Annotated in this window: 24 protein-coding genes and 1 other RNA gene; 19 read left to right on the forward strand and 6 right to left on the reverse strand. The window is 62.0% G+C overall.

The window, feature by feature from the left end:
- The first annotated feature begins 344 nt into the window (after positions 1-344).
- The 5 genes from Q0Y09_RS12580 (at position 345) to Q0Y09_RS12600 (ending at position 3999) form a co-directional block, all read left to right on the forward strand.
- The gene (locus tag Q0Y09_RS12580) at positions 345-716 is read left to right on the forward strand and encodes a hypothetical protein (protein ID WP_297722340.1); all 372 of its coding nucleotides are present in this window, start codon (positions 345-347) and stop codon (positions 714-716) included.
- Between the two features lie 288 nt (positions 717-1004).
- An RNA gene (gene ffs / locus Q0Y09_RS12585) (signal recognition particle sRNA large type) lies at positions 1005-1269 on the forward strand.
- A gap of 88 nt (positions 1270-1357) precedes the next feature.
- Positions 1358-3073 carry a DNA polymerase III subunit gamma/tau gene (gene dnaX / locus Q0Y09_RS12590; protein ID WP_297722342.1) on the forward strand — a complete coding sequence of 572 codons (1716 nt, stop codon included), beginning with the start codon at positions 1358-1360 and terminating at the stop codon, positions 3071-3073.
- Between the two features lie 6 nt (positions 3074-3079).
- Entirely contained in the window at positions 3080-3427 is a 348-nt protein-coding gene (locus Q0Y09_RS12595) for a YbaB/EbfC family nucleoid-associated protein (RefSeq protein WP_297722345.1), read from the forward strand.
- Positions 3428-3444: 17 nt separating this feature from the next.
- Positions 3445-3999, forward strand: a complete 555-nt coding sequence (locus Q0Y09_RS12600) for an FUSC family protein (protein ID WP_297722348.1) — start codon at positions 3445-3447, stop codon at positions 3997-3999.
- A gap of 48 nt (positions 4000-4047) precedes the next feature.
- Here the strand turns inward: Q0Y09_RS12600 and Q0Y09_RS12605 are convergent, their stop codons facing one another.
- From Q0Y09_RS12605 to Q0Y09_RS12615, 3 genes are all read right to left on the reverse strand, one after another.
- A complete protein-coding gene (locus tag Q0Y09_RS12605) occupies positions 4048-4722 on the reverse strand; it encodes a YoaK family protein (protein ID WP_317380333.1) in 675 nt (224 codons plus the stop codon).
- On the reverse strand, positions 4719-5330 hold the full coding sequence (locus Q0Y09_RS12610) for a uracil-DNA glycosylase (protein WP_297722350.1): 612 nt from the start codon (positions 5328-5330) through the stop codon (positions 4719-4721). The genes Q0Y09_RS12605 and Q0Y09_RS12610 overlap by 4 nt, the downstream gene beginning before the upstream one ends.
- 340 nt (positions 5331-5670) lie before the next feature.
- Positions 5671-5832, reverse strand: a complete 162-nt coding sequence (locus tag Q0Y09_RS12615; protein ID WP_297722354.1) for a DUF6440 family protein — start codon at positions 5830-5832, stop codon at positions 5671-5673.
- A gap of 505 nt (positions 5833-6337) precedes the next feature.
- On the opposite strand from Q0Y09_RS12615, the gene aspS reads away from it, so the two are divergent.
- From aspS to Q0Y09_RS12660, 9 genes are all read left to right on the forward strand, one after another.
- Positions 6338-7660 carry an aspartate--tRNA(Asn) ligase gene (aspS, locus tag Q0Y09_RS12620; protein WP_297722357.1) on the forward strand — a complete coding sequence of 441 codons (1323 nt, stop codon included), beginning with the start codon at positions 6338-6340 and terminating at the stop codon, positions 7658-7660.
- Positions 7661-7675: 15 nt separating this feature from the next.
- Entirely contained in the window at positions 7676-7963 is a 288-nt protein-coding gene (gene gatC / locus Q0Y09_RS12625) for an Asp-tRNA(Asn)/Glu-tRNA(Gln) amidotransferase subunit GatC (protein ID WP_297722360.1), read from the forward strand.
- Positions 7964-7975: 12 nt separating this feature from the next.
- Positions 7976-9457 (forward strand): Asp-tRNA(Asn)/Glu-tRNA(Gln) amidotransferase subunit GatA, encoded by a 1482-nt coding sequence (gene gatA / locus Q0Y09_RS12630; protein WP_297722363.1) that lies wholly within the window; start codon positions 7976-7978, stop codon positions 9455-9457.
- Positions 9454-10890: an Asp-tRNA(Asn)/Glu-tRNA(Gln) amidotransferase subunit GatB gene (gene gatB, locus Q0Y09_RS12635; protein ID WP_297722366.1), complete on the forward strand. Its 1437-nt coding sequence runs from the start codon at positions 9454-9456 to the stop codon at positions 10888-10890. The genes gatA and gatB overlap by 4 nt, the downstream gene beginning before the upstream one ends.
- Positions 10891-11027: 137 nt before the next feature.
- Entirely contained in the window at positions 11028-11384 is a 357-nt protein-coding gene (locus tag Q0Y09_RS12640; protein WP_297722369.1) for a hypothetical protein, read from the forward strand.
- Complete coding sequence (locus Q0Y09_RS12645) at positions 11381-11578, forward strand: helix-turn-helix transcriptional regulator (protein ID WP_297722371.1); 198 nt, start codon at positions 11381-11383, stop codon at positions 11576-11578. The genes Q0Y09_RS12640 and Q0Y09_RS12645 overlap by 4 nt, the downstream gene beginning before the upstream one ends.
- A gap of 88 nt (positions 11579-11666) precedes the next feature.
- Positions 11667-13598, forward strand: coding sequence for a bifunctional UDP-sugar hydrolase/5'-nucleotidase (locus Q0Y09_RS12650; protein WP_297722374.1), 1932 nt, complete (start codon positions 11667-11669; stop codon positions 13596-13598).
- A 285-nt stretch (positions 13599-13883) separates the two neighbouring features.
- The gene (locus Q0Y09_RS12655; protein WP_297722377.1) at positions 13884-14729 is read left to right on the forward strand and encodes a transketolase; all 846 of its coding nucleotides are present in this window, start codon (positions 13884-13886) and stop codon (positions 14727-14729) included.
- Between the two features lies 1 nt (position 14730).
- Positions 14731-15669 (forward strand): transketolase family protein, encoded by a 939-nt coding sequence (locus tag Q0Y09_RS12660; protein WP_297722380.1) that lies wholly within the window; start codon positions 14731-14733, stop codon positions 15667-15669.
- Between the two features lie 83 nt (positions 15670-15752).
- Here Q0Y09_RS12660 and Q0Y09_RS12665 read toward each other — a convergent pair whose 3' ends face one another.
- Entirely contained in the window at positions 15753-16718 is a 966-nt protein-coding gene (locus Q0Y09_RS12665) for an alpha/beta hydrolase (RefSeq protein WP_297722383.1), read from the reverse strand.
- Between the two features lie 161 nt (positions 16719-16879).
- Between Q0Y09_RS12665 and Q0Y09_RS12670 the strand changes: the two genes are divergently transcribed.
- The 5 genes from Q0Y09_RS12670 (at position 16880) to Q0Y09_RS12690 (ending at position 22585) form a co-directional block, all read left to right on the forward strand.
- Positions 16880-18202 carry a hypothetical protein gene (locus tag Q0Y09_RS12670; protein ID WP_297722386.1) on the forward strand — a complete coding sequence of 441 codons (1323 nt, stop codon included), beginning with the start codon at positions 16880-16882 and terminating at the stop codon, positions 18200-18202.
- On the forward strand, positions 18202-18906 hold the full coding sequence (locus tag Q0Y09_RS12675; RefSeq protein ID WP_297722389.1) for a DUF6320 domain-containing protein: 705 nt from the start codon (positions 18202-18204) through the stop codon (positions 18904-18906). Before Q0Y09_RS12670 ends, Q0Y09_RS12675 begins: the two co-directional genes overlap by 1 nt.
- A gap of 156 nt (positions 18907-19062) precedes the next feature.
- Entirely contained in the window at positions 19063-20004 is a 942-nt protein-coding gene (argC, locus tag Q0Y09_RS12680; RefSeq protein WP_297722394.1) for an N-acetyl-gamma-glutamyl-phosphate reductase, read from the forward strand.
- A gap of 20 nt (positions 20005-20024) precedes the next feature.
- Complete coding sequence (argJ, locus tag Q0Y09_RS12685) at positions 20025-21287, forward strand: bifunctional glutamate N-acetyltransferase/amino-acid acetyltransferase ArgJ (protein WP_297722395.1); 1263 nt, start codon at positions 20025-20027, stop codon at positions 21285-21287.
- Between the two features lie 122 nt (positions 21288-21409).
- Complete coding sequence (locus Q0Y09_RS12690; protein ID WP_297722398.1) at positions 21410-22585, forward strand: aminotransferase class III-fold pyridoxal phosphate-dependent enzyme; 1176 nt, start codon at positions 21410-21412, stop codon at positions 22583-22585.
- A 176-nt stretch (positions 22586-22761) separates the two neighbouring features.
- On the opposite strand, the gene Q0Y09_RS12695 is transcribed toward Q0Y09_RS12690, so the two are convergent.
- On the reverse strand, positions 22762-23010 hold the full coding sequence (locus Q0Y09_RS12695) for an IreB family regulatory phosphoprotein (protein ID WP_297722402.1): 249 nt from the start codon (positions 23008-23010) through the stop codon (positions 22762-22764).
- Between the two features lie 212 nt (positions 23011-23222).
- Positions 23223-25910 carry a phenylalanine--tRNA ligase subunit beta gene (gene pheT, locus Q0Y09_RS12700; protein ID WP_297722406.1) on the reverse strand — a complete coding sequence of 896 codons (2688 nt, stop codon included), beginning with the start codon at positions 25908-25910 and terminating at the stop codon, positions 23223-23225.
- Positions 25911-25947: the final 37 nt, after the last annotated feature.

Genomic DNA, 25947 nt, shown 5'->3' on the forward strand with positions numbered 1-25947 from the left:
GACAGCATGACTTTGATTTCCGGCAGCAGCCCCTGAACCTGTGTGTAATTTCGTTTCCGCATAACGATACCCCCTGATGTAGTCTATTTTCCTACATCAGGGGGTATTTTGTCACTGTCCGTTTTTACTGGTTCAGTTCAAATTGGCGGTGATTTTTCGTTTGACCACAATTTTACCACAGACAGGGAAAAAATCTGACCACTGCTCAAGGTTGCAGGCACCGTGACTACTCAGTCCGGTGCCTACCTTTTTCTTCTCCTTGATTCAGAATCGCAACGCCTTATGCTGGCGGTTGCTCTCCTCAGCGTTGTGCCGGGGCGTATAGGAACGCACGAGCTTGTAACATGTGCCGCGAGCTGGGCAGCAGTGGTCTCAAACAGAGTACTCAGGTCTCGCTTGCTTTTAGAAAAACGGTTGGTGAACTCAAAACCGCTGTCAGTCTGGAAACACTCCACCCGGATGCCCCGGCGGACATACCACTTGACCAGCCGTTTCAAAAAGTCGGCAGAAGAGTAGGTGGTCTGCTCAGGATAGGCAGCCAGAAAGCGCAGGCGGGTGAACTCATCAATGGCGGTGTATTGGAACAGGCGCAGGCGGTGCCACAACTTCACTACACCAAGGCCAGGATCGCGGCAGCGTATGTCCCGACTCAGCTTGAGTTCTGCTTCTGTGTGCTGGTTGGGGTGACTGTGGGGCCACCTAGGTTGGCAGGCTAAGGACATCACTGTTTTGTCCCAACGGGCCTTCCAGAAGCAGATGTACGACCGGCTCCTGTTGTATTTCCAAGAGGTACGGCTGACGCCGTATTTCTCCGCATATTTCATCAGGGATTGCCGATATGTCATATTCTGTATTATACGCTTGCTCATGAAGGATATGGTTTCCTCTCATTTGCAAGTCTTTTTTCCAGAGTAAAAAAACAGGATTGATAAATCGCGAAAAGTGTAGTACAATACCCTATACCGACTTTGCTGGGCCCAGACGGGGTCCGGCGCGGAGCAAGACCGCACTAGTTGGGGAGATAGCGGTGCCCTGTACCTGCAACCCGCTAAAGCAGGGATGAATCCCGGCCCCCGGAGCTGTGCTGTGTCGTCTGCCCCCGGTAAGCGGCGATGATAGATCGGTCCTGCGCAACGGAAACCCGTGAACCATGTCAGGCGGGGAACCGAGCAGCATTAAGCGGACCCTTCCGTGTGCCGCAGGGTTGCCGTTTTTGAGCTGGCTGCCGGGGTTACGGACATAGGATGGTATTCAAAGGCCGGTGTGCGGTCTTGTTCTGCGTCGGAAGAAGTCGGATAGAGAGGGAGGGGCACGGCGCAACCGCGTCCCTCTCTTGCTGTTTTATGGAGGAATGGGCATGTACCAGGCGCTCTACCGAAAATGGCGGCCGCGCACCTTTGATGATGTGGTGGGCCAGACCCATATCACGGAGACGCTCAAGCGGCAGGTATCTGCCGGACGGCTCTCTCATGCGTACCTCTTCACTGGTACCCGCGGCACCGGAAAGACCACCTGCGCCAAAATCCTGGCCAGGGCCGTCAACTGCGAGCACCCCGTGGATGGGAACCCTTGCAATCAGTGTGACGCCTGCCAGGGGATCGAAAACGGTTCTATTCTGGATGTGCTGGAGTTAGACGCGGCCTCTAACAATGGTGTGGACCAGGTCCGCGCCCTCCGGGACGAGGCGGTCTACACCCCGGCTGCCGTCCGCAAGCGGGTCTATATTGTGGACGAGGTCCACATGCTGTCCACAGCGGCCTTCAATGCGCTGCTGAAGATCCTGGAGGAGCCGCCAGAGCACCTGATGTTCATTTTGGCGACCACCGAGCTCCACAAGGTCCCGGCCACCATCAAATCCCGCTGTCAGCAGTTTTCCTTTCAGCGGATCTTGCCGGGAGACATCTCTGTACGGCTCCGCTACGTAGCCGAGCAGGAGGGCATCCAGCTCACCCAGGAGGGAGCGGGCCTGCTGGCACGGCTGGCAGACGGCGGCCTGCGGGATGCGCTCTCTCTGCTGGACCAGTGTGCCGGCACCACTGGAACGGTGGACGAGGGGCGCATCCTGGACGCCCTGGGCCTGGCAGGGAATCTGGAATCGGCCCGGCTCATGGAGCGGATCGCGCTGCGGGACAGCCAGGGGGCCCTGGAGGACCTGGCACGGCTATACAGCGGCGGAAAGGATATTTCCACGGTGTTGGGGGAGCTCTCCGCCCTGGGCCGTGATCTCCTGATCCGAAAGACGGCGCCGCGTTCCGGCGGCGCGCTTCTCAGCGGAAACTGGGACGAGACGACCATGCGGGGACTCTCAGAGAGCTTTACCGCGCCCAGGTTGGTGTGGATGCTGACTGTGCTCCAGGGGGTCCTGGCCGATTTGCCCCGGAGCAGCAACCGCCGCACCGACGCCGAGCTTTGTCTGCTTCGGCTGTGCGATGAGCGGCTGGACGAGAGTGTTCAAGCCCTTTCTGCCCGGCTGGACCGGGTGGAGCAGCAGCTCTCAGCCGGGGCGCCCCTGCAAACGATGCAAAGTAATTTTACATTACAGAACTCTAGCGAAGAAGAGCAGAAAAAAGCGATAAATTCCAATAGCCAGAAAGCAGAAGTGCTTGTCAGTAAAAAAATGCCGGCGCAGCCTCAGACAGTGGCGGAACAACCAGTTTTGGCTGCCGCTTCGCCGCCGGCAGCGCCGGAAGCGCCCCAGCAAAGTGAGGCGGCCAAGCCGATGGCCGCTCCGACCCCGGACGGCAGCTTCTGGAAGGGACTTGTCCCGGCGCTGAAGGATAAGGTGCCCCGGAATGCCTGGTCTTTCCTGGGAAATGCAGGTATGGTCCAGGGGGTCCTGGAGGGCGGCGTCCTCACGCTGTGGGTGGACGATGAGCTGGTAAAGGGCGTGGTGAGCCGTCCGGCGGTGATGGAGACCATCCGCACCCTGGCTCAGGCCCGACTGGGCGGACCGGTGCGCATCCAGGCCAAGGTGGGGAAGGCGCCCGCAGGGGAGGCGGAGCCGGTGCACGACAAGCTGGATGACCTGTTGGCTATGGGCCAGCGATTTGACAATATTACCATCAAGGAGTGACCGATTATGGCAAAGGGATTTGGCAGCCGCGGTATGGGCGGCATGGGCGGCGGCATCAACATGAACATGATTAAGCAGGCCCAGAAGATGCAGCAGGACATGCAGAAGATGCAGGCCGAGCTGGAGACCAAGGAGTATACCGCTCAGGCGGGCGGCGGCGTGGTCTCTGCCACGGTGAGCGGCAAGCATGAGCTCAGGAGCATCACCATCGACCCGGAGGCCGTGGATCCCGACGATGTGGAGATGCTCCAAGACCTCATCGTGGCGGCGGTGAACGAGGCCATGCGTACCGCTTCCTCCGATGCGGCCTCCGCCATGGGGCAGATCACCGGGGGATTGGGATTGCCGTTCTGAACAGGAGAGGCGGGACCATGAGGCTCCCCGGCGTGGGGATGCGTACTGTGAAGACGGCGGTGGCCGTCATGCTCTCTTATCTGGTTTTTGTGCCCTTCGGCCTTCTCTATCGGGAGGAGTTGGGCGGTGTATTGGGGCAGATCGGCCCCATGTATGCCTGCATCGCCTGCGTGGTTTGCATGCAGAGCTCGCTGGGACAGACCATGCAGCAGGGGATCTCCCGGTTTATCGGGGTGGCTGTGGGCGGCATTTTGGGCGTCCTGGCCCTCTCTCTGGGGGAGGCTGCTCGGCATCCGCTGGTGAAGACCATTATTCTGGGCCTGGTCTGTGTGGCGGGGATCTGGTGCTGTCTGCTCATCAAGCGGCCCACCGCCTGCGGCATGGCCTGCATCGTACCCTGCGTGATCCTTATCAACGACATGGTGGGGGTGGAGCGGTATTACTACGCCGCCGCCCGGATCATTGAGACGGTGGTGGGGGTGGCCATTGCCTTCGGCGTCAATGCCGTTCTTCCCGACCATCGGTCGGAGGAAGAACGCGGCGGACCGGAAGGAGAGAACAGTGGGAAATAAAATGTGCCCGGACCAGTCGGTCCGGGCACATTTTTGTGTAAAAAGCGGTCATTTATCCTCCTCCGGGGTGCGAAACATGGACAGAAAGATGACGCCCAGCAGGGCGCAGCAGAGGAGGATGGCCCGTTCGGCCAGCAGATCGGTGGTCCAGACTCCCAGCGCGCCGCCCAGAAGGAAACAGAGGATGATCCCGTAATACTGGAGGCTGCGCTTGAGGGCGGCGGTGTCCCGGCTCCGGAGACCATGATAGAGGAGTTCGGTGCCGCTGCGCAGGTTGCCGGTACACATGGTGGTGGCCAGGGCGTTGCCCCGGATTTTTCGGAAGGTCTCCACCTGCATGGCGCAGACGAAGGAGACGGTCACATTGACGGCAGCGTCCCAAGGGCCCTGGGGCAGAAAGGCAGTAACCAGAAGGATCAGGGCCTCCAGGGCGACCACTGCCTGCCTCCAGTGGAGGGTGCGGGAAGTGTGGAGTCTGTCCCGGATCAGCTCGGCGGCCACGACGCCCAGGGCAAAGGCCAGGATGGGCGGCAGATAGCGGGGGAGGGCGGTCAGGTCCCCCTGGGCAAGGCGGATGGCCAGCAGTACCAGGTTCCCGGTCTGGGCATTGGAAAAGACCCCACCCCGGGTAAAGTAGGTGTAGGCGTCCAGAAACCCACCGCCCACCGTGAGCAGCGCGCCCAGGAAATAGGTCTCAGACATCTGGACGGCGGGACGCTTCACGGCTGGGGCCTCCCGGCGCTGCGCCCCAGCGGGGTGATCCCTGCATAGGTCTCCGGACAGACCTCCCAGATCTTGGCCTGGAGGGCTTTCAGGTCCTCGAATGCCTCGGGACGTTTCCGGGGGTCCCGGAGGAGGGCGGAGGGGTGGTACATGGCCATCATGTGGACCCCGGCTTTTTCCACCCACTGGCCGTGCTCACGGGTGATCTTGAAGTCCTCACGGATGAGCCGTATGGCGGCGATGCGGCCCAGACAGACAATGATCTTGGGTCGGATCAAAGCCACCTGGTTGCGGAGATAACCGATACATGCCTCAATTTCGGTGTTGAGGGGATCGCGGTTTTGGGGAGGACGGCACTTGACCATGTTGCCGATGAAGTAGCGGGAGCGGTCCAGGTCGATGATGGAGAGCATCTCGTCCAAAAATTGGCCGGCCCGCCCCACGAAGGGGCGGCCAGTGCGATCCTCCTGCTCGCCGGGGCCCTCGCCGATGAACATGACGTCGGCGGTGCGGAGCCCCTCGCCGAAGACCACATGATGGCGCGTCTCACAGAGGGAGCAGTTTCGGCAGCCGGTGCAGGCGGTCTCCAGATCGTTCCAGTTGAGCATGAGCATAACGCCTCTTTCCCAGATAAATTGCGTACCAGCAGTATAGTATAAAACTTCATGCGCCAAGAGCGCACCACGAAAACGGGCAAAGGCTTGTGGCGCATGAAGTTTATGCGCATATGGGCCGTCCCGGCCCATGCGCTTTGATTGCATGGCCGTGCCGCTGAAAGCGGCACATGGACAATTTTGCGATGCAATGCATAGCAAAAGACCGGCGATCAAAACCCATTTCGACAGAAAACACCATTTTATTTCGGGACAAAAAGTTTCCCTCCAGGTCGAATTCGACGGAGAGAGATCCATTCAGACCGCCGTGGGGCGGCAAACAGGGGACTGCGCTTTAGGGAGTTACGACGGGCTTTCCCTCTTTATCAAGCAACGGAGTGAATCCTGCCGCATTGCCGTTCCGGTGAAAGACATAGTTCACGCCGGTTTGTGTATCGACCCAAATCTCGATTACATCGATGGTGCCTTGCTGATAAATTTTCTGAAAGCGATTCATAGGTATCCCTCCTGAAAATGAAATCATTCGCATGCTTTTATGCGCTCATCATGTCAAAATCTATTTTATCATATTCTCTTGCTCCAATCAACACAGGATGGAATCGACAGAGACCTGCTCTGCCGGTTCGCCGGAGACAGGAGAAGGCAGAAAAGTGGGAGTTGACATTTTGATGGAAAGCGCATATACTACGTCCAACAAAGGCGATGAACGAGACCGTCCCCCGTGAGGGCCGCCAGAGAATCCGGGTCACCGACTGAGAGCCCGGTCCGGCAGGATGGGGAGACGCAACACTTGTGAGCCGGGGTTTCGAGCCTGCGACCGGCAGGGGAGGGGCCCACGTCTTCCCGCGTTAAGGGGAAAAAGGGGCCGTTTCCATAGAGAGACGGCAATCTTTGGGTGGTACCGCGGAGCATTCCGTCCCGAAGCTGTTGCAGACAGCTCCGGGACGTTTTTTTATCCTTCGACGGGTCCCGCCCACGAAAAAAGAAAGGACGTGAACGGTATGGAATTCATCAATGGGACCAGAATGTGCGGAGGGCCGGCATACAATGACCTCCTGGAGGGCGGACGGCGAAACCAGACCGTTCAAGTCTCCGGTATGGTCCATGTAAAGCGGCCTGTGGGCGGTGGTCTCACGTTTTTGAAGCTGCGGCTCCGGGACGGCCTGCTCCAGTGTGTGTGCAGCGGCCTGGACCTGGCGGGGGTCCCGGAGGAGTCTGCCGTGACGGTGTCCGGCGCTCTGCGGGAGGAGACTCGGGCCCCCGGCGGGGTGGAGCTTGCCGCCGAGTCGGTGGAGGTCCTCTCCCGGCCGGCGGAGCCCATGCCGGTGCCGGTGGCCAAGGCCAGGCTCAACGTCAACCTGGACACCGAGCTGGGCCTGCGGCCAGTCCTCTTGCGCCACCTGCGGGCGCGCAGCATTTTCCGTATCCAGGCCGGCCTGAGCCGGGCCTTTCGGGAGTATCTCCAAAAGGAGGGCTTCACCGAGGTCCACACCCCCAAGATCGTCCACGCTGGGGCGGAGGGCGGCCCCAACATTTTCCGGCTGGACTATTTTGGGCGAAAAGCCTTCCTGGCCCAGTCCCCCCAGTTCTACAAGCAGACCATGGTGGGCGCTTTTGAGCGGGTCTATGAGGTGGCCCCTGTCTTCCGGGCGGAGAAGCACGCCACTACCCGGCATCTCAACGAGTACACCTCCATGGACTTCGAGATGGGCTTTCTCCGGTCCTTCACCGACGTGATGGAAATGGAAACAGGCTTTCTCCGGTACGCCATGGACCTGCTGAGGCGGGAGTATGCCGGCGATGCGGCCCGGTTGGATATCGACATTCCGGAGGTAACGGAGATCCCTGCCATCCGCTTCGACGAGGCCAAGCGCCTGGCGGCGGAGAAGTACGGCTACCAGATCCGGGACCCCTATGACCTGGAGCCGGAGGAGGAGCACGCCATCGGGCGCTATGCCCGGGAGGAGTGGGGCAGCGACTTTGTCTTTGTCACCCACTACCCGGGGAGGAAGCGGCCCTTCTACGCCATGGACGACCCGGACGACCCCAGATACACCCTCTCCTTTGACCTCCTGTTCCGGGGGATGGAGGTCACCACCGGCGGACAGCGTATCCACGACTATGGACAACAGGTGGCCAAGCTGGAGAAGCTGGGTATGGACCCGGCGGAATTTGGGAGCTACCTTATGATCCACAGGCACGGCATGCCGCCCCACGGCGGCCTGGGCATCGGGCTGGAGCGGCTGACCATGCAGCTGTGCGGCCTGGACAACGTACGCTGTGCCAGTCTGTTTCCCCGGGACCTGAGCCGGCTGGAACCATGAGACGGAGGTTTTAGAATGAAAATTACAGAAGAGATGGTAGATTACATCTCCGCTCTGGCCCGACTGAAGCTGCCCCAGGCGGAGAAGACAAGAATGACCGGCGAGCTGGAACAGCTCCTGGCCTATATGGACGTACTGAATGGTCTGAACACCGAGGGCGTGGAGCCCATGAGCCACGTCTTCCCCTTGAAAAACGTGATGCGGCCCGACGAGGTGGAGCCCTCCGGGGACCGGGCGGAACTGCTGGCCAATTCACCGGTGACTGACGAAGCGGCCTTCCTGGTGCCCAGGACAGTGGAATAAGGGGGAGCGAAAATGGAACTTTTGGAATATACCGCCCTGGAGCTGGGCGGACTCATTCAAAAGGGGGAGGTCACGCCCACCCAGGCCGCCCGGGCCGCTCTGGACCGCGTGGCGGCGGAGCAGGACCGGAACAACGCCTTCATCATCTGCCTGGACGAGGAGCAGGTTCTGGCCCAGGCCAACCACGTGGAAAAACGCCTGGCGGCGGGGGAGAGGCTCTCCCCCCTGGCCGGGGTGCCCATGGCCCTCAAGGACAACATCTGCACCAAAGGGGTGCCCACCACCTGTGCCTCCCGGATCTTGGGGGACTTCACGCCACCCTACGACGCCACGGCGGCAGAACGGCTCAAGGCCGCCGGCGGGGTGCTGCTGGGCAAGCTGAACATGGACGAGTTTGCTATGGGTTCCACCTCGGAGACCTCTTACTACGGCCCCACCCGGAACCCCTGGGACCTGGACCGGGTCCCGGGCGGGTCCTCCGGCGGCAGCGCCGCCGCCGTGGCGGCAGGGGAGTGCTGGTATGCCGTTGGCTCAGATACCGGCGGCTCCATCCGTCAGCCCGCCTCTTACTGCGGCGTCACCGGGCTCAAGCCTACCTACGGCGCTGTGAGCCGGTATGGGCTGGTCGCCTACGCCTCCTCCCTGGACCAGATGGGGCCTCTGGCCCGGTCTGCCGCCGACTGTGCCGCCGTGCTGGAGCTGATGGCGGGGAAGGACCGCCGGGACGGCACCAGCTTGGACGCCGGCTGGGATGGTCTGACAGCAGGGCTCAACGGAGATCTGCGGGGACTGCGGGTGGGTCTGCCTGCCGATTGCTTCGGCGACGGCCTAGACGGGGAGGTACGGTCCGCCGTTCTCTCCGCTGCGGAAGTCCTCAAGGACCGGGGGGCCGTGGTGGAGACCTTTTCCTTCCCCATGATGAAGTATGTGGTGCCTGCCTATTATATCATTGCCGCCGCCGAGGCCAGTTCCAACCTGTCCCGGTTTGACGGCGTCAAGTACGGCTGGCGGGCCGAGGGCTATGAGGGCCTGACTGACCTCTACGAGGCGACCCGCACCCAGGGTTTCGGCGCCGAGGTCAAGCGGCGCATCCTGCTGGGGACCTTCGTCCTCTCCGCCGGCTACTACGACGCCTATTACAAAAAGGCGCTCCAGGTCAAGGCCCTCATCAAAGGAGCCTATGACAGGGCCTTTGAGTACTATGATCTGCTCCTCACCCCGGTGGCCCCCACCACCGCCCCCAGGCTGGGGGATAGCCTGGGGGACCCTCTCAGAATGTACCTCTCAGATATCTATACCGTTCCATTGAATTTGGCCGGACTGCCGGGGCTGTCCATGCCCTGCGGCTTTGACAGGAAGGGTCTACCCATCGGGGCCCAGCTCATCGGTCCCGCCCTGGGGGAGGCCAAGGTCCTGGGCGCCGCCCATGCCTTCCAACTGGACACCGATTATCACAGACAAAGCCCCACCGGAAAGGAGGCGTCGGTCCAATGATCTGGGAAACTGTCATCGGACTGGAGACCCACGTGGAGCTCTCCACCAAGACCAAGATCTTCTGTGCCTGCACCACCGAGTTCGGCGGCGCGCCCAACACCCACTGCTGCCCGGTGTGCATGGGCATGCCCGGCGCCCTGCCGGTGCTCAACGAGAAGGTGGTGGAGTATGCCGTGAAGGCCGGTCTGGCCCTGGGCTGCGACATCACCCGATCCAGCAAATTTGACCGGAAGAACTACTTCTACCCTGATCTGCCCAAAGCCTACCAGATTTCCCAGCTCTACCTGCCCATCGCCCGGAACGGAGCGGTGAGCATCTCTCTGGAGGGTGGCGGCTGCAAGACCATCCGCATTCACGAGCTCCACATGGAGGAGGATGCAGGAAAGCTGGTCCACGATCCCTGGCTCGACCAGACCCGGTGCGACTACAACCGCTGCGGCGTCCCCCTCATCGAGATCGTCACCGAGCCCGATTTCCGCTCGGGGGAGGAGGTCATCGCCTATCTGGAAAAGCTGCGCTCTGTCCTCCAGTACCTTGGGGTCTCCGACTGCAAGATGCAGGAGGGCTCCCTGCGCTGCGATGTGAACCTCTCCGTGCGCCCCGTGGGCTCCGCCGAGCTGGGCACCCGCACCGAGATGAAGAACCTCAACTCCTTCAAGGCCATCGCCCGCTCCATTGAGTATGAGGCCAAACGGCAGATCGAACTGCTGGAGGAGGGCGGACGGGTGGTCCAGGAGACCCGCCGCTGGGACGAGAACAAGGATGCCACCTTTGCCATGCGCTCCAAGGAGAACGCCCAGGACTACCGCTACTTTCCGGAGCCGGACCTTCTGCCCCTGGAGATCGGTGAGGACGACCTGGAGCGTCTTCGGAGGGAGCAGCCCGAGCTGGCCGAGGCCAGGATGGCCCGGTACCAGGCGGACTGGGGCCTGCCCGTCTATGATACCCAAATGCTCACCAGCCAGAAGGCCCTGGCGGAGTTCTTTGAAAGCGTGGTGGCCCTGGGCGCCCCGCCCAAGCAGGCCGCCAACTGGATCATGGGCGAGGTCCTGCGCCGGCTTTCCGCCGACGGCCTGGAGGCTGGGGACATGGCCCTCACCCCTGGAACGCTGGCCCGGCTCATTGAGTTGGTCCAGACGGGCACACTCAACCGGAACACCGCGGTCAGAGTCTTTGACGCCGTTTTTTCGGACGACGGCGACGTGGACGCCTATGTGAAGGCCCACGGCCTGGAGCAGGTCGCCGACGCCGGACTGGTGGGCGGGGCGGTGGAGCGGGTCCTGGCCGCCAACGCCAAGTCCGTCCAGGATTTCAGGGCCGGGAAGGAAAAGGCGTTCGGCTTCCTGGTGGGTCAGGTCATGCGGGAGCTCAAGGGCCAGGCGTCTCCCCAGGTGGTCCATCAGACCCTGCGGGAAAAACTGGAGCAGCTGTAAGAAGGGAAGCGCCCCTCCTCTTTGTATAGAGGAGGGGCGCTTCCTGTTCCCAAAATGTAAAAAGATCTTGACTTTTTGCAGAAACAGAGGTATCCTCTGAATGTAAAGAAAGTTAGACATTTTGGAGGTGTATCCCAATGAAAAAATGGTTGGAAAAGCTGGGCTTCCGAAAAATGGACGAGATGGAGCGGCTCATCGCCCTCAAAGCCCAGCGCAACACGCTCCTTTATATGGTGATCTTTCTGGTGCTCTGGAGCCTGCACAGCAGCCTGCGCACCATCCGGGAGCATGTGCCTTTGGACAACACGCCCAGCCTGCTCCTGACCACCGCTGTGCTGGTGCTCATTGGCTCCCAGTTTTACTATCGGCATAAGGCCCTTTCCGGCAGTGAGGAGGAAAAAGAACTGACCGGGGGATTTCTGCGTGTTTTCCTGCCTGCCCTTTTCCTTCTGGCGCTGCTTTTGACGATTGGGACCTGGCTGGTGCTGGGATGAAGAACTGTATCAAGGCCCTCCGCAAGGCCAGGGGCCTGCGGCAGGAGGATGTGGCGATGCTGTTGGGGGTGAGCCGCCAGACCATCATTGCCATGGAGAACGACAAGTATGATCCATCCTTGGCCCTGGCTATGCGCCTGGCCCGGCTGCTGGAGACCCCTGTGGAGGAGATCTTCCAGCTGGAGGAGGGTTAGGGGGAGGCGGGTCCTGCCCTTGCGATTCTTCCGGTTTCATGCTATGCTACCAGAAGGAACGATCTTAACTGGGGAAGGAGAGACAGATATGAGATACCTCCGTTCCATGTTTGTCCTGATACTGAGCATGCTCATGCTTCTGGGCGCGGGCATGCCGGCCGCCCTTGCTGCGGCGCAGACGCCGGGAGAATTGACCATCCTGTTCACCCACGACACCCATGACCACTTTCTGCCGGCTGACGACGAGGAGGGCGGGGAATACGGCGGCTATGTCCGGCTGGCCACGCTGCTGAAGGAGCAGCGGCAGGCCGGTGTCGAGCAGGGGAGGACTGTGATTACTCTGGACGGGGGCGACTTCTCCATGGGCTCCCTCTTCCAGACCATCTACGCCTCCGACGCCCCGGAGCTCCGGGCGCTGGGGGCCATGGGCTATGATGTGACCACCCTGGGCAACCATGAGTTCGACTACCGCCAGCAGGGGCTGACCGATATGCTCACAGCCGCCAAGGCCAGCGGTGACCCGTTGCCTGCCATCGTCCAGGCCAACTACACTGTGCCGCTGGACCAGTCAGCGGGGGCGGACCTGACGGCGGCCCTGGAGAACTATCCGGTGACCGACTATACCGTGTTGGAGCGGGACGGACTGCGGGTGGCGGTCTTCGGCGTGCTGGGGGAGGACGCAGACGACTGCGCGCCCATGTCGGGCATGGAGCTTGAGCCCGTTGCTGACGCCGCCAAACGGGTGGTTGTGGAGATCCGGGAGAAAGAGGACCCGGACTATATCATCTGCCTTTCCCATGGCGGGACCGATGCGTCTGGAAAGGGAGAGGATTACCGGCTGGCCAAGGAGGTGGACGGCATCGACGTCATCGTCTCCGGCCATACCCACACCACTCTGGACGAGCCGCTCCAGGTCAACGATACCCTCATCGTCTCCTGCGGGGCCTATACCCAGAACCTGGGTGTGCTGACCGTGTCCAAGGCAGATGGGAAAGTAAAGCTGGTAGACCATCAGCTTCTCCCTGTGGATGAGACTGTGGCCGAAGACCCGGCCATGAAAGCCCTGACCAGACGACTCCAGCGCACGGTGGATGAGACCTATCTCTCCGGCTATGGTCTCACCTTTGACCAGGTCCTGTGCGAAAATCCCCATGACTTTACGCCCATCGGCCAGTTTGGCGCCGTCCAGGAGGAGGACGCCCTGGGAAACCTCATCGCCGATTCCTACATTTACGCCGTGGAGCAGGCGGAGGGGGCAGACTATGTGCCGGTGGACTTTGCAGTGGTGGCCTCCGGGGTGGTCCGGGCCTCTCTGGCCAAGGGGGAGGTCACCGTCTCCGACGCCTTTGACGTGTCCTCCCTGGGCTCCGGCGCAGACGGTACGCCGGGCTATCCCCTGGTGGGGGTCTATATCACCGGACGGGAGCTCAAGGACGCCTTTGAGGTGGACGCCTCGGTGACGCCCCTCATGTCGGCGGCCCAGCTCTACGGCGGGGGTATGAAGTGGTCCTTCAATCCCCATCGCATGCTCTTTGACAAGGTGACCGACTGCGCCCAGGTCCTGCCCGACGGAACGGAGGTCCCCATTCAGGACGACAAGCTCTATCGGGTGGTCACCGGACTCTACTCCGGCCAGATGTTGGGGACGGTGAACGGAAAGAGCTTCGGCCTTCTGACCATCACCCCACGGGATGAGAAGGGGCAGCCCATCGAGGAGCTGGAGGCCCATATCATTCACAATCCCGACGGGACGGAGGTCAAGGAGTGGTATGCTCTGGCCTCCTACCTGCGGAGCATGGGCACCGTGGAGGCGCGCTATGCCGCCCCTGAGGGGCGGAAGACGGTCTCCCGGTCCTGGAATCCGGTGGAGCTGTTGCGCAGTCCCGGCTGGATCACCCTTGCCGCCCTGGGCGCTGCGGTCCTGGTGCTGGTCCTTGTGGTCCTGCTGCTGCGGCGCATCCTCCGGCCCGCCGGACGCCGCGGCGGTTATCGGGGCTACCGGGGCCGCCGGCGGTGGTAAGAGGGGCTAGAACGGCACTCTGACAGGTGTTTGACGGGGAATTTGCCGCGATGATACTTGAAAAAGTGCGCTCCAGGGTGTATCTTAGAATCAATATGATCGGGATATCCACTAAAAGTAGTTGACGGCGGCTGGCCGCAGGGCCCTTCCAGCCGCCCTGCCATTGGCCTCACATTCCTCCGGTCCCGCCGGCCGGAGGTGGGGAATATCAGCACACCATTCTCTGGCCGCTTCGGTTGTCTCCCATAAGGCGTGCCGGAAACGAAGTATGAAAGGAGCCGCGCTATGACCGCAGATGAAAAGAAACGCCTCATGGCCCTGGCCTGCCGGGTGCGCATGGGTGTCATTGAGGGGACCCATTCCGCCAAGGCTGGTCACCCCGGCGGCAGCCTGTCCGCTGCCGAGCTCTTCACCTACCTCTATTTTAAGGAGATGAAGGTGGACCCCGAGCATCCCCAGTGGGAAGCCCGGGACCGCTTTGTCCTCTCCAAGGGCCACACTGCTCCTGGCCTGTATGCCGCGCTGGCCCTCCGGGGCTTCTTCCCCTGGGAGGAGCTCAAGACCCTGCGCCACCTGGGCAGCCGTCTCCAGGGCCACCCCAATATGAATGAGACCCCCGGTGTGGATATGTCCACCGGCTCCCTGGGACAGGGGATCTCCGCCGCTGCCGGTATGGCTCTGGCCGCCAAGTATCAGGGCAAGTCCTGCCGGGTCTATACCCTGCTGGGCGACGGTGAGATCCAGGAGGGCGAGGTCTGGGAGGCCATGATGTTTGCCCACCACTACAAGCTGGACAACCTGTGTGTGGTCATCGACAACAATGGACTCCAGATCGACGGTAATGTTGCCGATGTGATGAGTCCCTATCCCATCCCCGAGAAGCTGCGGGCCTTCGGCTTTGCTGTGGCTGAGATCGACGGCCACGACTTTGACGCCATGGAGGCCGCCTTTACCCTGGCCCGGGAGACGAAGGGCGTCCCCTTCGCCATCGTGATGAAGACCGTCAAGGGCAAGGACGTCTCCTATATGGAGAACCAGGCCGGCTGGCACGGCAAGGCCCCCAACGACGAGGAATATGAGCAGGCCATGGCCGAGCTGAAGGCCCGGCTGGCGGAAGTGGAGGCGATGTAACATGGCCGATGTAAAGAAGATCGCCACCCGGGAAAGCTATGGCAGCGCCCTCAAGGAGCTGGGCGCGGTCCATGACGACCTGGTGGTCTTTGACGCCGACCTGGCCGGTGCCACCAAAACTGGGACCTTTCAGAAGACGTTTCCCGAGCGGCACTTTGACTGCGGCATCGCCGAGGGGAATATGATGGCCGCCGCCGCCGGCGCCGCCGCCATGGGACTGGTGCCCTTTGTGTCCAGCTTTGCCATGTTTGCCGCCGGTCGCGCCTTTGAGCAGGTGCGGAACTCCATTGGCTACCCCCATTTGAACGTGAAGATCGGCGCGACCCACGGCGGGCTCTCCGTGGGCGAGGACGGCGCCTCCCACCAGTGCTGTGAGGACTTTGCCGTTATGCGTTCCATCCCCGGCATGGTGGTCATGTCCCCCGCTGACGCAGTGGAGGCCCGTGCCATGGTCCAGGCCGCCTATGAGCACCAGGGACCGGTCTACATGCGCTTTGGACGCTCCGCCGTCCCCGTCATCCATGACGAGGACAGCTTCCACTTCCAAATTGGCAAGGGCGAAATTCTCCGGGAGGGCGCCGATGCCGCCATCCTGGCCAACGGCCTCATGGTGGCGGAAGCCCTGAACGCCGCCGAGCTGCTCTCCGCAGAGGGCATCTCTGTCCGCGTGGTCGATCTTGCCACGGTGAAGCCGCTGGATGAAGAGCTGGTGCTGGACTGTGCCCGGACCTGTGGACGGATCGTTACCTGCGAGGAGCACAGCGTCATCGGCGGACTGGGCGAGGCGGTGTGCGCCCTCCTCAGCGAGAAGCTGCCCACCCCCGTGCGCCGGGTGGGCGTGCAGGATGTCTTCGGCTGCTCCGGCCCCGCCGCCCAGGTGCTGGAGCACTATGGTCTCACCGCCCAGAACATCGCGCAGGCGGTGAAGGACCTGCGCTGAAGCACCGGCAGATAGAACAGAACGCAGAAAACAGACCGCCGTCCGGCACAGCCGGACGGCGGTCATTTGTCATGGTCTTGCGTTTAGTCCAGCTCCAGCAGGAACCGACCAACGTGGTCCATGGCCTGGGCGGCCTTTTTGATGGGGAACATCTGAAAGACATGCCACATGTCGGGCCAGATCTCCAGCTGGCAGGGAGTGCCGGCCTGGATCAGACGGTCCCGAAGCTGTACCGAGTCGGAGAGGAGGATCTCGTTGGTGCCGACCTGGATGAGTACAGGAGGGAACCGCCGCAGATCGCCGAAAAGAGGGGAGAGCTCCGGGACAGAGAAGTCCCGACCGGGCGCATAGACGCCCCGCACAGCCCGGATATAGTCCATGGTGAGCATGGGGTCATCCTCCTGATGCTCCTGGTAGGACTTCCCGCTGGCGGTCATATCTGTCCAGGGGGAGAGGAGGACCAGCCGGCGGGGGAGGATGCGGCCAGCATCCCGGAGCCGCATGGTGAGCACCAGGGCCAGATTGCCGCCGGCGGAATCACCCGCCACCACCACGTTCCGGGCGCCGTAACCCAGGTGCATGAGGTAGTCCCAGGCCCTCATGGCGTCCTCCAGGGGGGCGGGATAGGTGTGCTCCGGGGCCAGACGGTATTCAAACGCCAGCACCTCATAGCCGGTGACCCCGGCCAGCTTGGCGGCCAGAATGCGGGCATATCCCAGGTTTCCGCTGGTATATCCGCCGCCGTGACAGTATAAAATGACGTGGCGCTTGTCGTGCCCGCGCTCTGGCCGAACCCAGGCGGCGGGCATCCCCTGGAGGTCGAAGGGCTCCCAGCTCATGCCCAGCATGGGGGCCACCAGATGGCCCAGCAGCTCCTGACCCTTGCGCTGGCGCTCCAGATCCTCGGGGGCCATAGAGTCGGGTGAGGCGGCTGAGTGGATGGACTTGAGGGCGTTCATCACTGCATTGGCACGCTTTTGCTCGGCGGCCTGGCGGCTCTCGCGGGAGAGAGGAGAGAGACGTTTTCGGATCTTGTTTTTTTGTTCCATAGATGCTCCTGTCATCACTTCAGGTGTGGTGGTCCGTACGCCTTATCTTACAGGATATCGGCCTGGATTGCAAGGGCGGAGAACTTATAGTATAATGGGAATGAAATTCTGGCGCGGGGGGCACGGCGGCCCAGGCGCCAGCGGGAAAGGGGGGCGCTGCTGTGTCTGGGAAAAAGAAAAAGGAATGGTACCGTCTGGACAACGCTGCCATGATGTACTCCGCCATCCAGCGGGAGAATTATTCGGCAATCTACCGCTTCTCAGCCGTGATGACAGAGCTGGTGGACCCTCGGGCGCTCCAGCGGGCCATTGATCGGACCATGCCCCGCTTTCCGGGCTTTCGGGTCCACATCAAGCGGGGACTGTTCTGGTACTATTTTGAGCCGAACGACGCCCCCGGCCCCTTTGTGAAGGAGGACATGAGCAACCCCTGCCAGCCGGTGCGGTTCAAGGAGGACGACGGTTGGCTCATCCGTTTCTTCTACTACGGACACCGCATCTCTTTGGAGGTCTTTCATGCGCTGGCCGACGGGGCTGGGGCCCTGACCCTGTTTCGCACGCTGCTGGCGGTCTACCTCCGGGAACTGGGCCATCAGATCCCCAACACCGGAGGCGTGTTGGATGTGGATGCGCCGCCTGCGGCGGAGGAACAGGAGGACTCCTATTTTCGCTACGCCAAGTCCCGGGTGCGGCGGGGTATGGGGGAGGGCAAGGCGTACCAGAACACCGGGACACCGGAGCCGTTTTATACCCTCAACGTCACCATGGGGTTGGTTCCCCTGGACCGTCTCCGGACGGTGGCCAAGGGCTATGGCGCTTCGGTAACGGAGTATCTTTCGGCGGTGCTCATTGAGTCCATCCTGGCCAAGCAGCGCCGGGAGGGACGCCGCCGGGAACTGCCGGTGGCGCTGGCGGTGCCCATCAATCTGCGGCCCCATTTTCCCTCCCACACGTTGCGCAATTTTATTTTGACGGTCCGGCCTGTGATCGACCCGGAGCTGGGGGACTACACCTTCTCGGAGATCGTCTCCCAGGTCCACCACCACATGCGCCTGCACATCAATCGTCAGGAGATGCAGGCCGTCATCACACGGAATGTGATGCTTCAGAAGAACCGGCTGCTCCAGATCGTGCCGGCGCCGCTGAAAAATCTGGGCATGGCCCTGAGCTATAAGCTAGTGGGCTGCCGCCCCTATTCCACGACCTATACCAACCCCGGCGCCTTTACCGTGCCGCCGGAGATGGCCCCCCACATCCAGCGTATGGAGGTGGTCCTGGGCCAATCCTATAACGCCCGGAGCAACTGCGCCTCCATCAGCTACGGCAACACCATGGAGATCACTTTCGCCGGGACGGTGAAGGAGTCCGATGTGGAGCGGGACTTTTTCCGTCACCTGGTCCGGGACGGCATCCATGTAAATATCATCTCAAACCGGAATGGGCCGGCCCGGCCCGCCGGACCGCCTGAAAAGGAGGCGCTTTGATGTCATACTGTGTCAACTGCGGGGTGGAGCTGGACCCCACTGCAAGCAGCTGTCCCCTCTGCCAGACCCCGGTGGTCAACCCCAGGCAGCCGGTGGACACGGAGCTTCCGCCGCCATTCCCCAGCCGCCGGGCAGAGGTGCAGCCAGTCAACAAGCTGGAGCTGGCGCTGCTACTCACCGCCATGCTGGGTTCGGTGGCGGTGGTCTGCGGGCTGTTGAACCTCTTTTTCCTCCACGCTGACCGCCCCTGGTCCCTCTATGTCATCGGCGCGGCGGGGATGCTGTGGATCTGGCTGGTGCCGCCCCTTCTCTTCCGCAGCATGCCCCTGTGGGTCCGCCTGGGTCTGGATGCCTGCGCTGTGGGCGTGTATGTGTACCTCATTTCCATCGATCTCCACGGACTGCGCTGGTATCTGGGACTGGCCCTGCCCATCATCCTTACCGGCGGAGCCATTGTTGTGCTTTTGGGCTTCATCCTCAGTCGGGGCCGCTCCATCCTCACCAGTGTTACCCTCATCATCGGCGCCATCGGCCTTTTTGTCATGAGCATTGAGCTCTATGTAGACCGCTGGCTCCACCAGGACTATGCTCCCGGGTGGTCCCTGGTGGTGGGCGCCGTGTGCGTGGCCCTCATCATTCCTCTGGTCATCGTCCGCCGCCGTCCCGCGCTCCGGGATGAGGTCCGCCGTCGGTTCCATATGTGACGCCACCGGGGGAGCGCAAAGACCTGCATCAATGGGCGGGACAGGATTTATGGTTGCAATCCGGTTCCATTGGGCGTATGATTGGCACGTCGCATTTGAGACGACCAGAAAAATGGAGCATGCGGCAAACCGGATGTGCAGAAGGGAACTGACCATATGAACCGACCAAAGATCTACATTGACGGACAGGAGGGCACCACCGGCCTCCAGATCTATGAACGGCTGGGGGAGCGAGAGGACATTGAGCTTCTTCGCATCGAGCCTGACAAGCGAAAAGACTTGACGGAGCGAAAAAAGCTCCTCAATGAGGCCGACCTGGTCTTCCTCTGTCTGCCTGATGCCGCAGCCGTAGAGGCAGTGGGGCTCATTGAAAATGAGAAGACCAGGGTCATCGACGCCTCCACCGCCCATCGGACGGCGGAGGGGTGGACGTACGGCTTTCCGGAGCTGCTGGCCGGACAGCGCCAGCGCATCAAATTTGCCCGGCGGGTGGCCAATCCGGGCTGCCACGCCACTGGATTCCTGGCCGCCGCCGCCCCGTTGACTGCCATGGGCGTTCTGCCCAAAGAGGCCGCTGTCACCTGCTTCTCCCTCACCGGTTATTCCGGCGGCGGGAAGAAGATGATCGCCGACTACGAAAAGAGTGAGAAGGCGGAAGACCTGTACAGTCCCAGGATCTACGGCACCACGCTCCGGCATAAGCACTTGCCAGAGATGAAGACCTACGCCGGTCTCACCCAGCCGCCGGTTTTCTGTCCCGTGGTGGACGACTATGATAAGGGAATGGCCACCACCCTGATGCTGCCGGTCTCCCTGTTGTCCGGCCATCCCGCGGCGGAAGACGTCAGCGAGATGCTGGCCCGGTACTATGAGGGGGAGGCAGCAGTGAAGGTGCTGCCCTATCAGAAGGAGGCCGCCTTCCTGGCGGCCAACACCATGGCGGGGAAGGACAGCCTGGCGCTGGTGGTTTCCGGCCATGAGGAGCAGATCATCGTGACTGCCCTCTTCGACAATCTGGGCAAGGGGGCCTCCGGTGCGGCGGTCCAGAATATGAATCTGATGCTGGGCTTCCCTGAGACCACGGGGCTGAGCCTGTGATGACGAAGGAGTTGTGTGATATGAAGCAGGTCTCCGGCGGCGTGACCGCCCCAAAGGGCTTTACCGCCTCGGGCGTCCACTGCGGCGTAAAAAAGGGAAAGGGGGACGTCGATCAGCCCCCCATGGGCGAGATGCCGGAGGTGCCGGAGGGCAAGAGGGACCTGGCCCTCATCGTCTCCGAGCAGCCCTGCGCCGCAGCGGCGGTCTACACCATGAACCGGGTGAAGGCGGCCCCCCTGTATGTCACCATGGACCACCTGGAAAATGGCGAGGCCCAGGCCATCGTGGCAAACTCCGGCAACGCCAACGCCTGCGCCCCCAACAGCCGTGCGCACGCCGAGGAGATGTGCAGGCTGGCCGCCCAGGCCACCGGTCTGAATCCCGGCGACTTCGTGGTGGCCTCCACCGGCGTCATCGGCCAGGAGCTCAATATTGCCGCCATCCGGGCCGGGCTGCCCGCCTGTGCCGCCGCCCTCTCCAAGGATGGTTCTGACGCGGCGGCCAACGCCATCATGACCACCGACACGGTGAAAAAAGAGGCGGCGGTGACCTGTACCATTGGAGGGAAGACGGTGACCATCGGCGCCATCGCCAAGGGTTCCGGTATGATCCACCCCAATATGGGGACCATGCTGTGCTTCGTCACCACCGACTGCGCCATCACCCACGAGCTGCTCTCTGACGCCCTCCACGAGATCGTCCCCCGCACGTTCAACCGGGTGACGGTGGACGGGGATACCTCCACCAATGACATGTGCGTGGTGTTGGCCAACGGCATGGCGGAAAACCCCCTTATTGAGTGGAAGGACGACGGCTACACCCTCTTCTATCAGGCCCTTTACAGCGTCTTTGAGCAGATGGCCCGGTCTATCGCCGCCGATGGCGAGGGCGCCAGCAAACTCATCACCTGCACGGTCCGAAAGGCCCGCAGTGAGGAGACCGCCGAGCGTCTGGCCAAGGCGGTGGTGGGCTCCTCTCTGGTGAAGGCGGCCATGTTCGGCTCCGATGCCAACTGGGGACGGGTCCTCTGCGCCATGGGCTACTCCAAGGCCCCCTTCCGACCGGAGCATGTGGATGTGAAGTTCTCCTCCGCTGTGGGAGAGCTCCTGGTGTGCCGGCAGGGGGCCGGAGTGGACTTTGACGAGGAGACGGCCAAGCGCATCCTCAGCCAGGACGAGGTGGTCATCGACGTGGACCTCAGCGAGGGCGAGCATGAGGCCACCTGCTGGGGCTGCGATCTCACCTACGACTATGTGAAGATCAACGGGGACTACCGGACCTGACCCTGGTTGGTCGTCCCCATGGAGACAACGGAAAGGTCCGATCCCCACTCGCTGATGTTTGGGGCCTTCTGCAAGACCCGGGGGACGAGTCCGCACTACCATGCTGCTATGAGGTGAATACTATGGATTTTCAGACCATAAAAGCCCGGGATGACCAGTATGTGATGCATACCTACAATCGCTTCCCGGTGGACATTGACCACGGAAAAAACGCCACCCTCTGGAGCGCCGAGGGGAAGGAGTACATCGACTTCACCTCTGGCATCGGCGTCAATTCCATCGGCGTGGCCGATCCCAGGTGGGTGGACGCCGTGGCGGTGCAGGCGGCCAAGCTGGGCCACATGTCCAATCTCTTCTATACCCAGCCCTGCGGGGCTCTGGCTGAGCGGCTGTGCCGCCGGGCGGGGATGTCGGCGGCCTTTTTTGCCAATTCCGGCGCCGAGTCCAACGAGGGGCTCATCAAGCTGGCCAGGAAATACTCCTTTGACAAGTATGGGAAGGGGAGGGGGACCATCCTCACCCTGACCAACTCCTTCCATGGCCGGACGGTGACCACCCTGTCCGCCACCGGCCAGGACGTGTTCCACAACTATTTCTTTCCCTTTACCGATGGCTTCCGCTGCGCCGAACCCACCATGGACGGTATCGCCCAGGTCTCCGGCCATGACGTGTGCGCCGTGATGCTGGAGCTCATCCAGGGGGAGAGCGGCGTGTGGCCCCTGGAGCCATCCTTCGTCCACGATTTGGCCATTCTCTGCGCCGAGCGGGACTGGCTGCTGCTGGTGGACGAGGTCCAGACCGGCATCGGCCGGACCGGCACGCTGTTCTGCTATCAGCAGTACGGCATCCTGCCCGACGCCGTCTCCTTTGCCAAGGGGATCGCCGGCGGTCTGCCCTTCGGCGGCTTCCTGGTGGGGGAGAAGTGCAGGAACGTGCTGGGGCCCGGTACCCACGCCACCACCTTCGGGGGCAACCCCATCTGTGCCGCTGCCGCCCTGGCCACCCTGGACATCCTCAGCGAGGAGATGATGGGGGAGATCTCTGACAAGGGGAACTACCTGCGCAGCGCCATCGAGGCCATGGATCTGCCCTGCCTGGGCAAGACCCGGGGACGGGGACTGATGATCGGCGTGGAGGTGAGACCCGGCCAGACCAACCGGGAGATCGCAGGCCAGCTTATGGACAATGGACTGCTGGTGCTGACGGCGGGCCCCGCCCTGCGGCTGCTGCCGCCGCTGACCATCACCAGAGATGAAATGGACAAGGGGCTTGCCATCTTGAAGCAGACCTTTTCCTGAGGGGCTGGAATTTACCCGGACGGTCACCGACTGCAAGTTTCAGCTCTGCCGCAGGCAGAGGACCGTCAAACGGGACGGCAGACATATCTGCCGTCCCGTTTGACTTATATTTGCAACAGATAAAAAACGTGCCTGCGTGGTCACACGCAGGCACGTTTTTGCTTCTGTTTACGCGGTCAGGTCGCCAGATATTTCTTCACCAGCTCCTGGAGCAGCTCGTCCCGGTCCAGCTTGCGGATGAGGGAGCGGGCATTGTTGTAGTTGGTAATATAGGTGGGGTCCTCGGACAGAATGTAACCGACGATCTGGTTGATGGGGTTGTACCCTTTTTCCTGGAGGGCATTGTAGACGGCGGTCAAAATGGCCTTGATCTCCTCATCCCGGTCCTCATTGAGGTTGAATTTGCGCGTAAAATCGATCTCCATGTCGGAAACACCTCCCGTTTGGTACGATTTTGGACAGGCACACAAAATATAGTATGCACCATCCAGCAGAGATGCTCTTATTGTACTCGAAATGTGCTCAGGTGTAAAGGGGGTGGGGATGAAAATTTATGAAGATTTAAGGTCTTGGCGTTTTAGAGGGCATTCCCGCAAATGCAGAGCATTTGCGGGGACCCATGAGGCAAGTCAACTGCTCAGCGCAGAACAGCGCCCAGCTCCTTCTCCAAGGTCTCCAGAATGCTCTTTACATCCTGGTCAGCCTCCTCGGCGGTGAGAGAGCGGTCATCGGCCCGGAGGACCAGGTTGAAGGCCACAGACTTCTTGCCCTCGGCCACGCCCTTGCCGCGGTAGATATCGAAGAGGGAGACGTCCTTCAGCAGGCCCTTGGCCCCCTTGCGGATGGACTCCTCCAACTGGCCCACGGTGACCTTCTCCTCGCACACCACGGCGATATCCCGGGTGACGGCGGGGAACTTGGGCAGGGGGACATACTCCGGGTCGGGACCCTTGGCCAGAGCCAGCTCGTCCAGGCTGAGCTCGGCGCAGTAAAATTCGGCGTCCACGCCGTAGTTCTGGGCCACCAGGGGGTGGACCTGGCCGAACACGCCGATGCAGTCGCTGCCGGCCCACACCGCGGCGCAGCGGCCAGGGTGGTAGGAGGGATTGTCCGTGCAGGGCTCGAAGCGGACGTCCGCCGCCCGCAGGTCCTTGAGAATGGCCTCGATGACGCCCTTCATGGCGTAGAAGTCCATGTCGCTGCCGTAAGCGCCCAGGGTGAGGACCTTGGACTCGTTGGCCAGGCCGTCCTCTCCGCCGGGGAGATAGATCCGGCCCACCTCGTAGAGCTTCACGTTCTGGTTGCGGTAGTTGTAGTTGCGGGTGAGGATCTCCAGCATGGAGGGGAGGGTGGTGGTGCGCATGATGGAGGTGTCCTCCCCCAGGGGGTTGAGGATCTTGAAGCTCTTGCGGGCAAAGTAGTCCTGGGGCCAGCGGATCTTGTCGTAGGCGGTGGGGGAGATGAAGGAGTAGGTGATGATCTCGTCATGGCCCATGGCCCGGCACATGGAGTCCAGCTGGCGCTCCAGCTTCTCCTCCTCGGAGTAGCCGCCCAGGGTGGTCTGTCCCCGCATGAGGGTGGTGGGGATGTTGTTGTAGCCGTGGAAACGGGCCACTTCCTCCGCCAGATCGGCCATGCCGATCACATCGCCGCGCCAGGAGGGGACGGTGACCTGGTCGCCCTCCACGGTGAAGTCCAGCTTTTTCAGGATGCGGACCATCTCGTCGGCGGCGATGTCGGTGCCCAGCAGGCCGTTGATGCGGTTGGGTTCCAGCTTAAGGACCCTGGGCTGGGGCACATAATTGAGGATGTCGATGACGCCGGGCAGGACCTGACCGGCGCCCAGCAGCTCCACCAGCTCGCAGGCGCGGTCCACGGCGGGGAGCGTGTTCATGGGGTCCAGGCCCTTTTCAAACTTGGCGCTGGCCTCGGTGCGCATGCCCAGGGCCAGAGCACCCTTGCGGATGCAGGTGCCGTCAAAGCAGGCGGACTCAAAGACCACGTCGGCGGTGTCGGAGACGATCTCGGAGTTTTCGCCGCCCATGATGCCGGCCAGACCCACGGCCCGGTGCTCGTCGGCGATGACCAGATGGTTGGCGCTGAGCGTATGCTCCTTGCCGTCCAGCGTGGTGAGCTTCTCGCCCTCCTCCGCCCGGCGGACAATGATCTTTCCGCCCTTTACATAGCGGTAGTCAAAGGCGTGCATGGGCTGGCCGTATTCCAGCATGACATAGTTGGTGATGTCCACGATGTTGTTGATGGGGCGCACCCCCATGGCCCGCAGCCGCTCCCGCATCCACTTGGGGGAGGGGCCGATCTTCACGTTCCGGACCATCCGGGCGGTGTACCGGGGGCACAGGTCGGCGGCGGGGGTCTCCACATCCAGCAGCTCCACCAGGGAGCCCTCGCCCTCGGCGCTCACCACCGGCTGGTGGAGGGAGAGGGGGGCGTCATAGGTGGCGGCCACCTCTCGGGCCAGACCGATGACGGACAGACAGTCGGGGCGGTTGGGGGTGATCTCGAACTCCACCACATGGTCGTCCAGGCCAATGACGGGCTTGATGTCGTCGCCGGGCTGGCAGTCCTCGTGGAGGATGAAGATGCCGTCGGGGATGCAGTGGGGGAACTCCTTCTGCTCGGCGTGTAGGTCAGAGAGGGTGCAGATGGCGTTTGTTTTGGTGTTGTAGGCCACCAGATCGCCGGCGTGGAGATTGGGACAGGTGGTGGAGACGGCGGCGGAGCCGTCGCCGGTATCCAGAGCCACCTCATAGGTGGAGTAGCCGGTGGCCGTGACCGCAGTCACCTTGGCACAGACCACGGGTCCATAGACCTTGTCTCCGGGCTGGATATCGGCAGAAATGGAGGGCTTGTCCTTGTCCAGGGGTTTGTAGTCCCCCAGGATGGCGGCGGGGACGATCTCGGCGTAGGGGAAGTCCCGGGTGTCCAGGCCCAGCTCGGAGAGACCGCAGAACATGCCGTTGGAGACCACGCCGCGGAGCTTGCCCTTGGTGATCTTCACGCCGCCGGGCAGGGTGGATTTGTGGAGGGCCACCGGCATCAGGTCGCCGGGATGGATGTTCCAGGCGCCGGTGACGATCTGGATGGGCTCGTCCTGGGCCACGTCCACCTGGCAGACCCACATGTGGTCGGAATCGGGATGACGCTCCATGGACAGCAGGCGGCCTACCACCACGTTGGAGATCTCCTCGCCCAGGTCGTGGGTCAGCTCCACCTTGGAGCCGGAGAGGGTCATGGCTTCGGCAAAGTCTTTATCATTGGCCTCCGCAGTGACAAACTCGCGGAGCCATTTGCGAGATAGATTCATATTATAAAACTCCCTTACATCAGGCTTTGTGGGGGCG

The sequence above is a fragment of the Intestinimonas sp. genome (assembly GCF_026169115.1).
Taxonomy (GTDB): domain Bacteria; phylum Bacillota; class Clostridia; order Oscillospirales; family Oscillospiraceae; genus Intestinimonas.

Coding starts and splice junctions, on each gene's coding strand:
- Q0Y09_RS12580 (WP_297722340.1), top strand. CDS start 345: ATGTGCCGCGAGCTGGGCAGCAGTGGTCTCAAACAGAGTACTCAGGTC.
- dnaX (WP_297722342.1), top strand. CDS start 1,358: ATGTACCAGGCGCTCTACCGAAAATGGCGGCCGCGCACCTTTGATGAT.
- Q0Y09_RS12595 (WP_297722345.1), top strand. CDS start 3,080: ATGGCAAAGGGATTTGGCAGCCGCGGTATGGGCGGCATGGGCGGCGGC.
- Q0Y09_RS12600 (WP_297722348.1), top strand. CDS start 3,445: ATGAGGCTCCCCGGCGTGGGGATGCGTACTGTGAAGACGGCGGTGGCC.
- Q0Y09_RS12610 (WP_297722350.1), bottom strand. CDS start 5,330: ATGCTCAACTGGAACGATCTGGAGACCGCCTGCACCGGCTGCCGAAAC.
- Q0Y09_RS12615 (WP_297722354.1), bottom strand. CDS start 5,832: ATGAATCGCTTTCAGAAAATTTATCAGCAAGGCACCATCGATGTAATC.
- aspS (WP_297722357.1), top strand. CDS start 6,338: ATGGAATTCATCAATGGGACCAGAATGTGCGGAGGGCCGGCATACAAT.
- gatC (WP_297722360.1), top strand. CDS start 7,676: ATGAAAATTACAGAAGAGATGGTAGATTACATCTCCGCTCTGGCCCGA.
- gatA (WP_297722363.1), top strand. CDS start 7,976: ATGGAACTTTTGGAATATACCGCCCTGGAGCTGGGCGGACTCATTCAA.
- gatB (WP_297722366.1), top strand. CDS start 9,454: ATGATCTGGGAAACTGTCATCGGACTGGAGACCCACGTGGAGCTCTCC.
- Q0Y09_RS12640 (WP_297722369.1), top strand. CDS start 11,028: ATGAAAAAATGGTTGGAAAAGCTGGGCTTCCGAAAAATGGACGAGATG.
- Q0Y09_RS12645 (WP_297722371.1), top strand. CDS start 11,381: ATGAAGAACTGTATCAAGGCCCTCCGCAAGGCCAGGGGCCTGCGGCAG.
- Q0Y09_RS12650 (WP_297722374.1), top strand. CDS start 11,667: ATGAGATACCTCCGTTCCATGTTTGTCCTGATACTGAGCATGCTCATG.
- Q0Y09_RS12655 (WP_297722377.1), top strand. CDS start 13,884: ATGACCGCAGATGAAAAGAAACGCCTCATGGCCCTGGCCTGCCGGGTG.
- Q0Y09_RS12660 (WP_297722380.1), top strand. CDS start 14,731: ATGGCCGATGTAAAGAAGATCGCCACCCGGGAAAGCTATGGCAGCGCC.
- Q0Y09_RS12665 (WP_297722383.1), bottom strand. CDS start 16,718: ATGGAACAAAAAAACAAGATCCGAAAACGTCTCTCTCCTCTCTCCCGC.
- Q0Y09_RS12675 (WP_297722389.1), top strand. CDS start 18,202: ATGTCATACTGTGTCAACTGCGGGGTGGAGCTGGACCCCACTGCAAGC.
- argC (WP_297722394.1), top strand. CDS start 19,063: ATGAACCGACCAAAGATCTACATTGACGGACAGGAGGGCACCACCGGC.
- argJ (WP_297722395.1), top strand. CDS start 20,025: ATGAAGCAGGTCTCCGGCGGCGTGACCGCCCCAAAGGGCTTTACCGCC.
- Q0Y09_RS12690 (WP_297722398.1), top strand. CDS start 21,410: ATGGATTTTCAGACCATAAAAGCCCGGGATGACCAGTATGTGATGCAT.
- Q0Y09_RS12695 (WP_297722402.1), bottom strand. CDS start 23,010: ATGGAGATCGATTTTACGCGCAAATTCAACCTCAATGAGGACCGGGAT.
- pheT (WP_297722406.1), bottom strand. CDS start 25,910: ATGAATCTATCTCGCAAATGGCTCCGCGAGTTTGTCACTGCGGAGGCC.